General features: G+C 66.8%; 17 protein-coding genes. 10 read left to right on the top strand and 7 right to left on the bottom strand.

From position 1 onward, the window contains the following. Window positions 1-30: 30 nt before the first annotated feature. Together P1L41_RS01225 and P1L41_RS01220 are read right to left on the bottom strand one after the other, a co-directional pair. Window positions 31-495 (bottom strand): DUF5812 family protein, encoded by a 465-nt coding sequence (locus P1L41_RS01225; RefSeq protein WP_276297064.1) that lies wholly within the window; start codon window positions 493-495, stop codon window positions 31-33. A 61-nt stretch (window positions 496-556) separates the two neighbouring features. Then, entirely contained in the window at window positions 557-1,105 is a 549-nt protein-coding gene (locus tag P1L41_RS01220) for a DUF8056 family protein (protein ID WP_276297063.1), read from the bottom strand. 120 nt (window positions 1,106-1,225) lie between these two features. On the opposite strand from P1L41_RS01220, the gene P1L41_RS01215 reads away from it, so the two are divergent. From P1L41_RS01215 to P1L41_RS01205, 3 genes are all read left to right on the top strand, one after another. After that, a complete protein-coding gene (locus P1L41_RS01215) occupies window positions 1,226-2,518 on the top strand; it encodes a glucose-6-phosphate isomerase (protein ID WP_276297062.1) in 1,293 nt (430 codons plus the stop codon). A gap of 69 nt (window positions 2,519-2,587) precedes the next feature. Then, on the top strand, window positions 2,588-3,376 hold the full coding sequence (locus P1L41_RS01210; protein ID WP_276297061.1) for a CPBP family intramembrane glutamic endopeptidase: 789 nt from the start codon (window positions 2,588-2,590) through the stop codon (window positions 3,374-3,376). 65 nt (window positions 3,377-3,441) lie between these two features. Next, entirely contained in the window at window positions 3,442-3,588 is a 147-nt protein-coding gene (locus tag P1L41_RS01205; protein ID WP_276297060.1) for a CopG family transcriptional regulator, read from the top strand. Here the strand turns inward: P1L41_RS01205 and P1L41_RS01200 are convergent. Both P1L41_RS01200 and P1L41_RS01195 read right to left on the bottom strand, forming a co-directional pair. Beyond that, window positions 3,585-4,043 (bottom strand): NOB1 family endonuclease, encoded by a 459-nt coding sequence (locus P1L41_RS01200; RefSeq protein ID WP_276297059.1) that lies wholly within the window; start codon window positions 4,041-4,043, stop codon window positions 3,585-3,587. The genes P1L41_RS01205 and P1L41_RS01200 overlap by 4 nt on opposite strands. Further along, a complete protein-coding gene (locus P1L41_RS01195) occupies window positions 4,044-4,283 on the bottom strand; it encodes a PRC-barrel domain-containing protein (RefSeq protein ID WP_276297058.1) in 240 nt (79 codons plus the stop codon). It abuts the gene before it with no gap. Between the two features lie 92 nt (window positions 4,284-4,375). Between P1L41_RS01195 and P1L41_RS01190 the strand changes: the two genes are divergently transcribed. After that, window positions 4,376-4,903, top strand: a complete 528-nt coding sequence (locus P1L41_RS01190; RefSeq protein WP_276297057.1) for a plastocyanin/azurin family copper-binding protein — start codon at window positions 4,376-4,378, stop codon at window positions 4,901-4,903. Window positions 4,904-4,975: 72 nt separating this feature from the next. Beyond that, the gene (gene infB / locus P1L41_RS01185) at window positions 4,976-6,784 is read left to right on the top strand and encodes a translation initiation factor IF-2 (protein ID WP_276297056.1); all 1,809 of its coding nucleotides are present in this window, start codon (window positions 4,976-4,978) and stop codon (window positions 6,782-6,784) included. 45 nt (window positions 6,785-6,829) lie between these two features. Here the strand turns inward: infB and P1L41_RS01180 are convergent, their stop codons facing one another. Together P1L41_RS01180 and P1L41_RS01175 are read right to left on the bottom strand one after the other, a co-directional pair. Beyond that, the gene (locus P1L41_RS01180; RefSeq protein ID WP_276297055.1) at window positions 6,830-7,873 is read right to left on the bottom strand and encodes a hypothetical protein; all 1,044 of its coding nucleotides are present in this window, start codon (window positions 7,871-7,873) and stop codon (window positions 6,830-6,832) included. Between the two features lie 341 nt (window positions 7,874-8,214). After that, window positions 8,215-8,802, bottom strand: coding sequence for a hypothetical protein (locus P1L41_RS01175; RefSeq protein WP_276297054.1), 588 nt, complete (start codon window positions 8,800-8,802; stop codon window positions 8,215-8,217). 122 nt (window positions 8,803-8,924) lie between these two features. Between P1L41_RS01175 and P1L41_RS01170 the strand changes: the two genes are divergently transcribed. Further along, window positions 8,925-9,107 carry a DUF8015 family protein gene (locus P1L41_RS01170; protein WP_276297053.1) on the top strand — a complete coding sequence of 61 codons (183 nt, stop codon included), beginning with the start codon at window positions 8,925-8,927 and terminating at the stop codon, window positions 9,105-9,107. Window positions 9,108-9,120: 13 nt separating this feature from the next. Here the strand turns inward: P1L41_RS01170 and P1L41_RS01165 are convergent, their stop codons facing one another. Next, window positions 9,121-9,474: a DUF5811 family protein gene (locus P1L41_RS01165; RefSeq protein ID WP_276297052.1), complete on the bottom strand. Its 354-nt coding sequence runs from the start codon at window positions 9,472-9,474 to the stop codon at window positions 9,121-9,123. 170 nt (window positions 9,475-9,644) lie between these two features. Here P1L41_RS01165 and pan2 point away from each other — a divergent pair, with 170 nt between their 5' ends. The 4 genes from pan2 to P1L41_RS01145 all read left to right on the top strand — a co-directional run bounded on the left by pan2 (window position 9,645) and on the right by P1L41_RS01145 (window position 13,497). Continuing rightward, window positions 9,645-10,865, top strand: a complete 1,221-nt coding sequence (gene pan2 / locus P1L41_RS01160) for a proteasome-activating nucleotidase Pan2 (RefSeq protein WP_276297051.1) — start codon at window positions 9,645-9,647, stop codon at window positions 10,863-10,865. 67 nt (window positions 10,866-10,932) lie between these two features. Next, a complete protein-coding gene (fer, locus tag P1L41_RS01155) occupies window positions 10,933-11,631 on the top strand; it encodes a ferredoxin Fer (RefSeq protein ID WP_276297050.1) in 699 nt (232 codons plus the stop codon). A gap of 48 nt (window positions 11,632-11,679) precedes the next feature. Continuing rightward, window positions 11,680-12,894 carry an outer membrane protein assembly factor BamB family protein gene (locus P1L41_RS01150; RefSeq protein WP_276297049.1) on the top strand — a complete coding sequence of 405 codons (1,215 nt, stop codon included), beginning with the start codon at window positions 11,680-11,682 and terminating at the stop codon, window positions 12,892-12,894. Window positions 12,895-13,026: 132 nt separating this feature from the next. Further along, the gene (locus tag P1L41_RS01145; RefSeq protein ID WP_276297048.1) at window positions 13,027-13,497 is read left to right on the top strand and encodes a pyruvoyl-dependent arginine decarboxylase; all 471 of its coding nucleotides are present in this window, start codon (window positions 13,027-13,029) and stop codon (window positions 13,495-13,497) included. Window positions 13,498-13,510: the final 13 nt, after the last annotated feature.

The following is a 13,510-nucleotide window of genomic DNA, read 5'->3' as shown; positions in this document are numbered from 1 at the left end:
CAATCCCGCTCGGCCGAGGCCGGACCCCGCTCAGTCGGGGAGGTACCGGACGCTGACGACGCCGGCGGCGGTCCGGACCTCGACGCGGTCGACGCCCAGGCGGGCGGCCCGCGTCACCGTCGCCTCGTCTTCGACGACGTCCTCGGCGGCGGCGTCGGTCTGTTCGTCGGCGACGGTGAGGACGTGAATCTCGCCCTCGCCGGCGCGCTCGCGGGTGGTCAGTTCGCCGACGGGCTGGTCGGCCGCGAGCGACTTGGTCTGGGCCGTCGGTTCGAGGTCGACCCGTTCGACCGGGATGGTCCGCTGTTCGCGTATCTCGGCCGTGTAGGTCACCTCCATCGGCGGTTCGGCCTCGACGGTGGCGTCGACGACCTCGCCGGCTTCGACCCCGGGGTTGTCCAAGAGGGTCAGCACCTGCGAGTCGGCGACGTCTCGCAGCGTCACCGTCGCTGCCTCGGCGTGGACGACGAGAAAGGTCCCCTCCTTGGTTGTCATAGCGTCCGATAGTCGGCGAGCCTTCTTCGGGGTTTCGAACCTCGCCCGGGCCACTCGGTGCCTACTCGTCTACGTCGCGCCGGAGGCGGCGGTGGACGGCGTACATCAGCCCGACGGCGAGCAGCGGCGGGGCGAGGCCCGCCAGCTGCGGGAGCGCGTAGAGCAGACCGATGACGGCGCTGCCGGTCGGTTCCTGGAGGTCCGGCGGCACCGACACGACGAGGCCGACGTACAGCGACGCGACGAACACCAGCGCCGAGAGTGCGAGCGCGCGGTCGTAGCGGAGCGACGACCCGGTCCGGCGGTGACGGCGGGCGACGAGCAGGACGGGCGCGAGCAGCGGCGCGACGACGAGCGCGCCGACGAAGACGAAGAAGGCCCGCGAGAACGTGAACGTCCCGCCGGCGACGGCGGCCGACTGCCCGAACAGCACGACCAGCCCGAGGACGAAGCCCAGTCCGATGGAAAGCGAGAGGAGGACGGCGAGCGCGACGTACCCCTTGAACAGCAACGACTCGCTGGCCCGGAACGCGTAGGGGAACGCGCCCGGGAGGCCGTTGTACGGCTCCGGCACGGCGTCGGTCCCGGTCTCCGCCGGCGTGTCTGTCATCACGTGGGCTAGGGGCGACGAGGTGAATAAACGCCGTGTTTCGTCGTGGGTCGCGTCACCGTGGGGCACGGTCCGGTCGCGTGCCAACAGTATTTGTGGGCGGCACGAGAGTCCTCGCACATGCACCTCGACATCGGTCCTGCACTGGCGGCGACGGACCCCGGAATCGACGAGGCCGACCTGGAACGGCTCGACGACCGGGTCGCCTCGGCCCACGAACGCATCGCGGCGGGGATGGCCGACGACGAGTTCGGCTACGCCTCGCTGAACCTGCCCGAGACCACCGACACAGACGCGATTCGCGCGGCCGTCGACCCCGTCTCCGAGATGGGACACGTCCTCACCGTCGGCATCGGCGGGTCCGCGCTCGGGGCGAAAGCCATCACGGCCGCACTCGCCGAGGAACCGGAGCGCCACGTCGTCCTCGACAACGTCGACCCGGAACACGTCGAGCGGACGCTGGCTGACCTGCCGCTCGCCGACACGGCTATCAACGTCGTCTCGCGCTCGGGGACGACGGCCGAGACGCTGGCGAACTTCCTGGTCGTCCGCGAGGCCTACGAGCGGGCCGACGTGGACTGGACCGACCGCATCGTCGTGACGACGGGCGAGGCGGGTCCGCTTCGCGAACTCGCCGACGCCCACGACCTGCCCACGCTGCCGGTCCCCGAGGGCGTCCCGGGGCGCTTCTCCGCGCTCTCGTCGGTCGGGCTGGTCCCGCCGGCGATCCTCGGTCTCGACATCGAGGCCGTCCTCGATGGCGGGGCGAGCGTGGCCGCCGACCTCGGACCGTCGCTGTTCGACTCGCCCGCGTACGCCTACGGTGCCGTGTCCTACGCCCTGGAAGAGGAAGGGGCGTCGGTCAACGCGATGATGCCCTACGCCGAGCGCCTGGAGGTGTTCGCCGAGTGGTTCGCCCAGCTGTGGGCCGAGAGCCTCGGGAAGGCGGGTCGCGGCCAGACGCCCGCGCGAGCCCTCGGTGCGACCGACCAGCACTCCCAGTTGCAGCTGTATCGCGCCGGCCCGGGCGACAAGGTGGTCACGTTCGTCCGCCCCGGCGAGCGGGCCGACGTCCAGATTCCGGACCCAGACCACGACTCGCTCGAATACCTCTCGGGGACCGACCTGGGCGAACTCATCGACGCCGAGTACGAGGCGACGGTGGCCAGCCTCCCGGCAGCCGACCGGCCGGCGCTCGACCTCCAGCTCGACCGCCTCGACGCGGCGGAGGTCGGTGCGTTGCTCTATGCGATGGAGGCCGCCTGCGTCCTCGTCGGCGAACTGGCCGACGTCGAGACGTTCACCCAGCCCGCCGTCGAGTGGGGGAAGAACGCGACCCGGGGGTTGATTCGCGGCGTCGAGACCGAGGAGACGCGGACCGTCGCCGAGCGGACCTCCTACCGCATCGACTGAACAGTTTAGAGGGGAGTCGAGTAATCGGTGGGGTCTTGAACGTCGGCACCATACGCTATGTCACACTGTATGGCGCTCACTCGCCCGTACGTCGAGGTCGCTGAGAGGGAGCTGCTGGTCGTCAACGTGGTCCGCGCCCTGGCCGTCGTCGCGGGGGCGTTCCTGCTGGGGGCCATCTTTCAGAGCATCTTCGTCGCGATACTCGGCTCCCCATCACAGGCGGCGCTCCGGCAGTCGCCGGCGCTCTACGTCGTCGTCAACGCCTCCTTCTTCGCCGGGTTCGTCGTGACTGCGCTCTGGGCTCTCAGGCTCCGCCAGGACGAGCCACTGCTCCACCTCCGCTCGCCGCGACTGACCGACGTGGGCTGGGTCGTCGGCGGCGTCGCCGTCCTGTTCACCGGGGCCATCGCCGTCGGGGCCGCACTGAACGCCATCATCTCGGCGCTGGAGTCGGTGTTCGGCGTCTCGACGACCGTCGCGACCAACCAGATTATCACCACCGGGCAGGGCAACCCGGAGCTGTTCCTGTATCTCATCCCCCTCTCCTTGCTGGTGGTCGGCCCGGCCGAGGAGCTCGTCTTCCGCGGCGTCGTCCAGGGGCTGATGCGTCGCTCGTTCGGCGTCCTCCCCGGAGTCGTCCTCGCGAGCCTCCTCTTTGGCCTCGGGCACGTCTTCGCCCTCTCGTCGGGCGACGCCTGGACGATGGTGTTTCTCACCGGGTCGCTCGGCCTGATTCTCGGTGTGCTGTACGAGTACACCGAGACCATCCTGGTCCCCGCACTGGCCCACGGTGCCTGGAACGCGACCCTGTTCCTGATACAGTATCTCTCGGCCATCGGCGTCGACATCCCGTTCTGACGCTGCGCCCTCGCATGACGGCCGTCTGACGGGTGTTTAAGCGGGCAGTCAGTCTACCGTGGGGCATGGCTACCCGGTTCACGGTCGTCTGTGACGACGACCAGGCCCAGGCGGTGGAGATGCTGGCGCGCCGGTACGGTATCACCGAAGACGAGGTGCTCCAGCAGCTCGTCGACCTGGGGCTCGAATCGCTCGAGGAGCGACCGCTCTAGGCCGGGTTCTTCCGCGAGAGGGAACTGCCACAGATGGGACAGCGGTCGTGGTTCTCGTCGAACTCGCGACCACACCCCTGACACTGGAACCGCCAGTCGCGCTGCTCGGTGATTCCCTCGCGGTCGATGACCTCAACGCGCACGTCGAGCTTCTCGGCGACGTTCTGCATCGCGTAGTCGTCCGTGACGAGTCGGCTGTCGAGCTCGAACGCCGCCGCGACGAGTCGGATGTCGGTCTCGGAGAGCTCGGCGAGGTCGCCCGTCTCGCGGGCCGCGCGTTCGATGCGCTCGACGGTGTTCTCCTCGGGGATGTGGAGGTGCATCCCGGCCCCTTCGAGCGCGTCGAACCGGAACGACGCCTCGCCCTCCAGTTCCTCGCGGACGAGCGGTATCGACGCGATCTGCTCGTCGGTGTGGTACTCGTTGATGAAGGCCGACGAATCGAGGACGTACATCTAGCGTTCGATTATCATGTGGTCCTTGACCGCGCGGACCTGTCCGACGGGGACGATGAGCCGTCCCTGGTCGCTGTACTCGAAGTCGGTGTTGCGAAGCGTCTCTGCGGGGTCGATGACGAGGTTCTTCAGCGCACCCGAGGAGAGGTCCATCGTGATGTTGTAGAGGCTACCGAGTTCGGCACCGTCTGCGCCCATCACGTCCTTCCCCGAGAGGTTCTCGGCGAGTATCTCTGCCATATCCCTCTTTCCGAGTCTGGTTACATAAACGCCACGGGCCGTCAGACGGGCGTCAGCCCCAGGGTTAAGCGCCGCCGGACCCGAGGGTGGGTATGAACGACGACCGACGGCACTTCCTGGCCGCGCTGTCTGCGGGACTCACCGGCGTGATCGCCGGCTGTGGTGGAGACGGTGGGAGTGGTGAAGACGGCGGGGACGGCGGGGCAGACACCCAAACGGACCGACCGACGGCCACCGAGACAGCGACGCCCACGGCGACCGAGACCGCGACGCCCGCAGCGACCGCCACGGAGACGCCGACTGCGACGCCGACAGCCACCGAGACAGTCGACGCCGCCCAGCGGGTCGCGGTCGGCCCCGGCGACTTCGTCTTCGAACCCGAGACGTTCTCGGTCCCCGTCGGGAGTACCGTCCTGTGGGAGTGGGCGAGCAGCAACCACAACGTCAAGCCGACGTCGACGCCCGACGGCAGCGACTGGACGGGGACGCCGGGCGGCAGTCAGACGTTCGAGACCGGCCACACGTACGCAGCGACTTTCGAGACAGCCGGCGAGTACGCCTACGTCTGTCGGCCCCACCAGAGCCTGGGGATGGCCGGGTCGTTCACCGTCACCGAGTAACGCGGTTGCAGCCGATGACGATGAACTTAACTGGCACCGCCAACTTCCTCAACACAACTTCTGGAGCCATCTATGTCTGACACCGACGCCACACCAGAGACGGACGCCGCGACCCTCAGGACGCCCATCGTCGCCGTCCTGGGACACGTCGACCACGGGAAGACGAGCCTGCTCGACCGCATCCGGGGGTCGGCCGTCACCGCCGGGGAGTCCGGCGCCATCACCCAGCACATCGGGGCCACGGCGGTTCCGCTTTCGGTCATCTCCGAGATAGCGGGCGAGCTCGTCGACCCGACGGACTTCGACCTGCCGGGCCTGTTGTTCATCGACACGCCGGGCCACCACTCCTTCTCGACGCTGCGCTCACGCGGCGGGGCGCTGGCCGACATCGCCATCCTCGTCGTCGACGTCAACGACGGCTTCCAGCCCCAGACGCTGGAGGCCATCGACATCCTCAAACGCACGCAGACGCCGTTCATCGTCGCTGCGAACAAGGTGGACACGATTCCGGGCTGGAACCCCAACGAGGGCCAGCCCATCCAGCAGACGATGGAGAAACAGTCCCAGCGCGTGCAGGACGACCTGAACCAGAAACTGTACGAGATAATCGGCGAGCTCTCTGACAACGGGTTCTCGGCGGACATGTACTGGCGGGTCCAGAACTTCCAGAACAACATCGGCGTCGTCCCCGTCTCCGCCGAGACGGGCGAGGGCGTCCCGGACCTGCTGACGGTCCAGATGGGCCTTTCCCAGCGCTACATGAAAGAAGAGATGGAGATCGACGCCGCCGGCCCCGGCGTCGGCACCGTCCTCGAAGTCAAGGACACGCAGGGCTTCGGCGCGACGCTCGACGCCATCATCTACGACGGCACCATCCGGAAGGACGACACCATCGTCGTCGGCGGTCTGCAGGGCCCCATCGTCACCGACGTCCGCGCGCTGCTTCGCCCGCGGCCCCTGGCGGAGATTCGCACCGAGAAGCAGTTCGAGCAGGTCGACGAGGTCGCCGCCGCCGACGGCGTGAAGATCGCCGCGCCGGACCTGGACGACGCCATCGCCGGCGCGCCCATCCGCGTCATCCGTGACCGCGACCGAACCGAGGTCATCGCCGAGGTCGAGGAGGAACTCGCCGAAATCGAGGTGACGACCCAGGAGGAGGGCGTCGTCGTCAAAGCCGACACGCTCGGGTCGCTGGAGGCCATCTCCAGTACGCTCGCCGAAGAGGAGATTCCTATCATGCGCGCCGAGGTCGGTGCCGTCGCCCCGCGAGACATCCGCGTCGCCGAGACGGCCAACGAGCCGACCCACCAGGCCATCCTCGCGTTCTCCGTCGAGGTGCTCGACGACGCCCGAAAACTCGCCGAGCAAGAGGGCGTCGAACTGTTCGAGAACGACGTCATCTACCAGCTCATCGAGGAGTACGACGACCACGTCACCGCCATCGAGGAGGCTCAACAGGAACAGATCTTAGAGAACATCACCCGCCCGGCGAAGTTCCGCATCCTCCAGGACCACACTTTCCGGCAGTCCGACCCCGCCGTCGTCGGCGTCGAGATCCTCTCGGGGTCGCTCCGCCGGAACGTCAACGTCGTGAAGTGGGACGGCAACGAGCCGAAACGGGTCGGCCACCTCAAGACCATCCAGGACGAGGGCGAGGACGTCGACGAAGCCATGACCGGCGAGCGCATGGCCGTCTCCATCGACGGCCCGACGGTCGGCCGCCAGATCGAGGAGGGCGACGACCTCTGGGTAGAGATTCCCGAAAAGCACGCGAAGATCCTCGAGCAGGAACTCACCGAGGATATCACCGTCGACGAGCGCGAGGCGCTGTCGATGTACCTAGAGAAGCAGCGCAAGCGGGACCCCTTCTGGGGGAAGTAGGTACGCAGCCGACCCAAACCACTACCCATCTCGGCGGTGGATCGCTCACTCCTCCTCGAAGTGGTAGATGACGTTCATCTCGAACGGATTGGCCTTCAGATTCCTGAAACTCCCCTCGTCCGGCGCTCGGACCTCGCCATCGACGTCGGGCTCCCACTCGTCGTTGAGCGGGAGGTGCGTCGTCAGCGATAACGGTTCGAGATTCGACCACGCAATGTGTCGTCGAGAACTGTTGAGCGACGGCCGGTCGAAGCCGATCGACGGGTAGCCTTCCGTACACTCGACGTCCGTGTACGTGTACTCGAACTGCCGCGCTTCGTGTGGCTCGGTTTCGAGATTGCTATATCCAGCGACGGGCAGGTTGCCCAGATGGGACAGGTCTGGCATATCGATATCGTGCAAGCCTGCCCAGAAGTGGCCAGACAGTTCAACCCGCTGTACAAGGACCATCACCGGATGGCAGCCAGTCATCCAGTAGGCGACACCGGTGAAGAACATCGAAGCCGTCACACAGTCGGCCCCTGCGTACTCGTCGGTCGTCGCACTCAGGTACATATTGACGACCGTCTCTTCGGGCGTATTCTGATAGACGTCTGCCTGGAAATCGTAGTCGATTTTGCCGACGAAGGCTTTCAGCGTCGTCAACTTCTGGTACTGGAGCGACTCGAACCGGTCCGCGTACGGCTTTGCTTCGAGTGCTTCGGAGAACGCTTCACCCCATCGGCGGGACATACCCCGCCCGACACAGAATTTGATCGGGTTTACCTTTCGGAGGTCTTCGGCTGCGAACTCCTCCTCCCAGAATAACTCGTGGAGCGCTCCGTAGAAGAAGTAGTCCGCTGCTGGGTCCGCTTCCTGAGCGACGTGTGAAGTAGTGGATACAATTCGATCGTCGAAGTCTCCGTTTTCGGCTAGTATATACTCCGTTGGGTCTATCAGAACCGAACACCCGAAGTTCTCCTTATCGGTAACTTCTTTGCTCGTGTACGGAACGCCGTCTCCGACGCTGTACTCGCCAGCTGGATTCAACAGTTTCTGCGTGGCGGGGGAATTGAACAGCATCGACTCCAGATATTCGAGTGCAGACAACCGGAGTGTGACGACAGTCCAGTCGTAATAGGGACCTTGGACTTCGCCCTCGCCGTCGCTGGCAAATTCGTGACTTAGGACCGGGACTCGAATGATTGCGGTCAGTTCGATGTTGTGGAGGTCGAACCAGTCGCTCCCGTCGTAGTACTCTTTCTCTTCGTCCTCGTACGTCTGGATGTCGTATTCCGACCTGTCCAGGGGGCGGGATATCGAACGGTGGGTCGTCGGACTCGTTGTACCACACTTCGACCTTCTGTGAATCGTAGCGAGGACTTGCCCAGTCTTCATCGGAGACAAATTTCGGGCCGACCGCTCTGAGCGTTTGCTCGTCTCTCGCGACGTTATCGAAGGGGAGATAGACCACGTCGCTCCGGCCGATACTCACCGCAGACGCCTCCAGTTTCGGACTGGCGAACCGGACTTCGAGTTCCCGTGGGGTGTCCATCAGGTCCTCGTCGAACTCCAGCGACACCTCGTGGTCCTGCGTACCCCCCCCTGAGGCTGGCTCCCGTCTCGCCGAGGACATCGCTTCCCCCCACAGGCACGTTCCCGTAGACGCGGAGCGTCCCCTCCACCGCCTCCTCGGGTTGCTGGTGTGGCAGGAGCCCGTTCTTGAGCGTAAGCTGAACGGAATCGAGTGTTACCTCGCCGAACTCCAGGTCGTATCCTTCGACCACTTCGAGTTGCGTCCGGGTCCGCTCATACTCTTCCTCTCTCGAGGGTCCCTCCTCCGTCTCACCTTCCAGTACAGAGCCGACTTCCTTCGATACCGCCGCCCCGCACTCCTGGGGTCCGTAACACTCACCACACCCAGCCATCCCCGAGGCAGCGGCCGTCGCTCCCACTGCGAGCAGTTCCCGTCGAGAAATCGCCTGCGAGTAGTAGGTCGCATCGGGTTCGGTTTCGTCCGTCGTCCCCTCTTCAGTCATGGAACTGACTCACGACTGAACTGGTAAGTATGTTAGTACTATCGAATGGCTAATCTACAACACGACGCTCGAGCGACCGAGTAATAATATTTAATTAGCGCGAGTGTCTCTAGACAGACACGATGCTCGAACTCTCGACGCCCGACCTCGTCCTCCTCAGTATCGCCGCGTCGATGCTGCTGGCGGCTGTCGGTGGGTTCGCGTCTTCGCTCAGTCTCTGGACCGCGCTGGGTGCGGGTAGTCTGCCCGCCGGCGGCTCCATCGGCTACGCGCTGTTCTTCGACCCGCCCGAAGACACGGTGTGAGGAAACGGCTCTGTTACTGCGCGGTCGGGGCGGTGTCGTCGCCCATCACCTGCTTGACCTGCAGGGCGGCGGAGGCGGCGATACCCTGTGCGAGCTCGTCGCGCTCGTCCGAGGTGATGCTCGAACTCTCCGCGTCCTCCGGTCGGTAGTCGGCGCTGACGACGGAGCCCACCGGCGGCTGGACGGCGATGGTGGCGCGCGGGCCGGTCTCGCTGTTGTGAATCTCGGAGCCCACCACGAACTCGCTGGGGAGCAGCTCGCGGGTCCGGGCCGCGACGCTCGCCAGGTCCTTCCGGAGCTGGTCGCGTTGCTCCGCGGTGAGCGTCACTTGCTCGGTCTCTCCGCCGAACGGCGAGTTTCCATACATGGACGTTCTTCACCACTAAGCGGGATGGGTACTAAAACCCGATGGCTCGGTCGGGCAACCGCGGGATATCGCCGGGCCGACGAGGACACAAAAACCGTTCGGTCCCATGGGTGAGCCCCCCCCGACCCAAAGGCACTTTGTACCCCAGCCCTGTACTTACGTTCAACCAAATGTCGCGTAGTCCCTCGCTTCCGGAGCGACCGCGGTTGGAGCTCGACCCCGACATGACGCCCGACGAGCGTCTGGCGGCACTGCGGGAGCACTTCGAAGAGATCGTCCGCGTGAACGAACAGCTCACAGAGCAACTCGACTCGGCCCGGAGCAGACAGTCGGACCTCACCGGGCAGGTCGAGCGGTTGGAACGCGAGAACGAGACGCTGAAGACCTCGTCGCTATACATCGCCACGGCAGAGGAGCTGACCGACGACGGCGTCATCATCAAGCAGCACGGCAACAACCAGGAGGTCCTGACCGAGGTCTCGCCCTCGGTCCGCGAGGACCTGGAGGCCGGCGACCGGGTCGCCATCAACGACTCCTTCTCGGTCAAGACCATCCTCGACCCGGAGACCGACTCCCGGGCCCAGGCGATGCAGATCACCCAGTCGCCCGACGTCACCTACGACGACATCGGGGGCCTCGAAGAGCAGATTGTCGAGGTCCGCGAGGCCGTCGAGGCGCCGCTGGTCGACGCCGAGCAGTTCCGCACGGTCGGTATCGAACCGCCGAGCGGCGTCCTGCTGCACGGGCCGCCCGGGACCGGCAAGACGATGCTCGCGAAGGCCGTCGCCAACGAGACCGACGCCACCTTCATCAAGATGGCCGGCTCCGAGCTCGTCAGGAAGTTCATCGGCGAGGGCGCACGCCTGGTGCGTGACCTCTTCGAACTCGCCTCCGAGCGCGAACCGGCTATCATCTTCATCGACGAGATCGACGCCATCGCCTCGAAGCGCACGGAGTCGAAGACCTCCGGCGACGCCGAGGTCCAGCGGACGATGATGCAGCTGCTCTCGGAGATGGACGGCTTCGACGACCGCGGTGAGATCCGCATCATCGCGGCGACCAACCGCTTCGACATGCTCGACCGCGCCATCCTCCGTCCGGGCCGGTTCGACCGCCTCATCGAGGTGCCCGAACCCGACGTCGAGGGCCGCGAGCGCATCCTCGAGATACACACCGAGACGATGAGTCTCGCAGACGACGTCGACTTCGCCGCGCTTGCTGAGGAGACCGCCGGCCTCTCGGGGGCCGAACTCGCCTCGCTGGCGACCGAGGCGGGGATGTTCGCCATCCGCGACGACCGGACGACCGTGACTGCCGACGACTTCACCGACGCCCTCGAGAAGGTCCAGGCCGAAGAGGAGTCGAACACCGGTCCCATCGCGTTCGTCTGATCTCCGCGACGGACTGGCTGACCAGTTTGGGAACACAAATTTATACGCGACCTCGCAAGTGACAGACGTGGAATCCCCGTTCGAGATTCTCGGCGTCGACCCGGACGCCGACGACGCCGACATCGTCGACGCCTACCGCGACCGGGTGAAGGAAGTCCACCCGGACCAGGGTGGCTCCGTTCACGAGTTTCGGATGGTCCAGACGGCCTACGAGCGCATCGAGGCGGGCTACCAGCCCGGCGACCCGGTGCCCGACCCCGACCCGGCGGCCGGGCCCGAACCGGCAGCCGACGACGAGGCCGACGAACCCGCCGAGGAACCCGCGGAGCCACCGGAACCCGACGGCTTACGGGTCGAGTACCTCGACTACGAGGCCATCGTCGACCAGGGCTGGTCGCTCGACGACCCCGACCTCTTCGAGGCGGCCGCCGACGCTGACCTCGACGAGGCGACGTACGGCGAGTTCTACGCCGCGGAGGACCAGCCGCTGCTCGAGGCCGCAGAAGACAACGACCTCCACTGGCCTTTCGCCTGCCGGGGCGGCGCGTGCACGAACTGTGCGGTGGCCGTCGTCGACGGCGAGATGCCCTCCCCGGCCAGTCACGTCCTCCCGCCGGAGCTCTTCGATAAGGGCATCCGACTCTCGTGTATCAGCGCACCGGTCAGCGACGACATGCAGGTGGTGTTCAACATGAAACACCTCCCGGAGGTCGGCGAGTTGCTGCTGCCCGCCAGCCGGTTCGAGCAGGCCCGCTCCTCGGAGTGAGCGGCACACGCCGCGCGTTTTAAGCCGTCCCCCCCGGTAGCGCCTGCCATGACTGGAGCGGGACAGACGCGCCGGGCGTTCCTCGCAGCCGCCGGCACGGCAGTCGTCGGGTCGCTCGCGGGCTGTCAGTCCGAGTTCGACCCGCTGGCCTCGACGGGGCTCGACGAGCACGCGGCCACGCAGTTCCGCCAGGGACCGCTGAACCAGGGCTACCAGGACGTCTCGGTCCCGGCCAGCGTGACCGAGGCGTGGTCGGTGCCGGCGAACCGGGGCGACCACACCGCCGCGAAGGGGAGTCCCGCGCTGACGCCGGACGGCGACGTCGTCCTGGCCGACGACACCGGCCGCGTCCGACGGCTCTCGCCCGACGGCGAGGTCCGTTGGGCGACGACCATCACGGAGGCCACCCGCGGGAGCCACGGCACCGCCGCTATCGCCAACGACACCGCGTACGTCGGGACCTACGACGGGGCGCTGTCCGCTCTGGACCTCGAGACCGGTCAGCGCCGGTGGCGCACTGAACTCGGCGACGCCATCGGCGCGAGTCCGACCTACTACAACGGCACGCTGTACACGGCCGTCGAACACGCCGCACCGAGCGGCAGCCTCGTCGCGGTGGACGCCGCCAGCGGCGAGGTACAGTGGCGCGACGGCTGGCCGACGAACCACCCGCACTCGACGGCCGCGCTGGACGTCGAGCGGGGCCGCCTGCTGTTCGGGTCGAACGACGGGAAGGTCTACACCTGGTCGTTCCCCGACCTCGAACGCGAGTGGACCTACGACACCGGCGGCGACGTGAAAGCACCCATTCCCATCGCCGACGGCGTCGCCGTCGTCCCGTCGTGGGCCGCGACGGTGACCGCCCTCGACGTCGCGGACGGCTCGGTCCGCTGGGAGTTCCAGACCGGCCAGGACAACATGTGCGCGCCGGCCGTCCACGACGGCACCGTCTACGTCGGGAGCCACGACGACAACGTCTACGCCATCGACCTCGCGACCGGCGAGGAGGAGTGGCGCTTCGAGACCGGCGGCTGGGTCATCGGCAGCGTCGTCGCCACCCCCGAGCACGTGCTGGTCGGCTCGTACGATACGCACCTCTACGCGCTGGACCGCGCCGACGGCAGCGAAACCTGGCGGTTCGAGGGCCGGGGCCACGCGACCAGTGCGCCGCTGGTCACCGAGGCGGCCGTCTACTACGCCGAGCGGGCCGTGAACGGTGAGTCAGACACGCCCGGGCTGTGCTACAAGCTGGGTCCCACGTGACCATCCCCCGGTATTGGCCGGGGCAGCATCCACTGGGGTGGGACTTTCTGGCTGTCACTCCCGATCGTTCCGGAGCGAACGCCGACGCCGAGAAGCGAAACCCCTTACCTTCCGCGTCGTCCACCAACGCCCATGAGCACGATTCGGGTCGTCTGGGGGACTGCTCACGGCCCGACCGAGCTGTCCTCGTACGACGCCGCCCTCGCCGAGGCGGGCGTCCACAACTACAACCTGGTGACCCTGTCCTCTGTGATTCCGGCCGGCCCGGCAATCGAGGTCGTCGCGACCGCGCCGGACCTGGGGCCGCCGGGCGAAGCCCTGGAGGTCGTCCAGTCGGCGGCCACCGCCGCACCGGACGAGCGCGCGGCCGCCGGCATCGGCTGGGCACGCTCCGAGAACGGCCCGGGCATCTTCTACGAGGTCGACGGCGCGGACCCCGACGAGGTCCGTCGGGAGATACGCGAGGGACTCGCCGCCGGCCGGGACCTCCGGGACTGGGACTTCGTCGAAGAGAACGTGCACGTCGAATCGGTTGCCCCCGACGACGACTACGCGAGCGCGGTGGTGCTGGCCACGTATGGCCAGAGCCACCCGGTCGTCTGAGTGGCTGGACTCG

It is taken from the genome of Haloarcula ordinaria (assembly GCF_029338275.1).
Taxonomy (GTDB): domain Archaea; phylum Halobacteriota; class Halobacteria; order Halobacteriales; family Haloarculaceae; genus Haloarcula; species Haloarcula ordinaria.
This window is presented reverse-complemented; position numbering and strand designations above follow the sequence as displayed.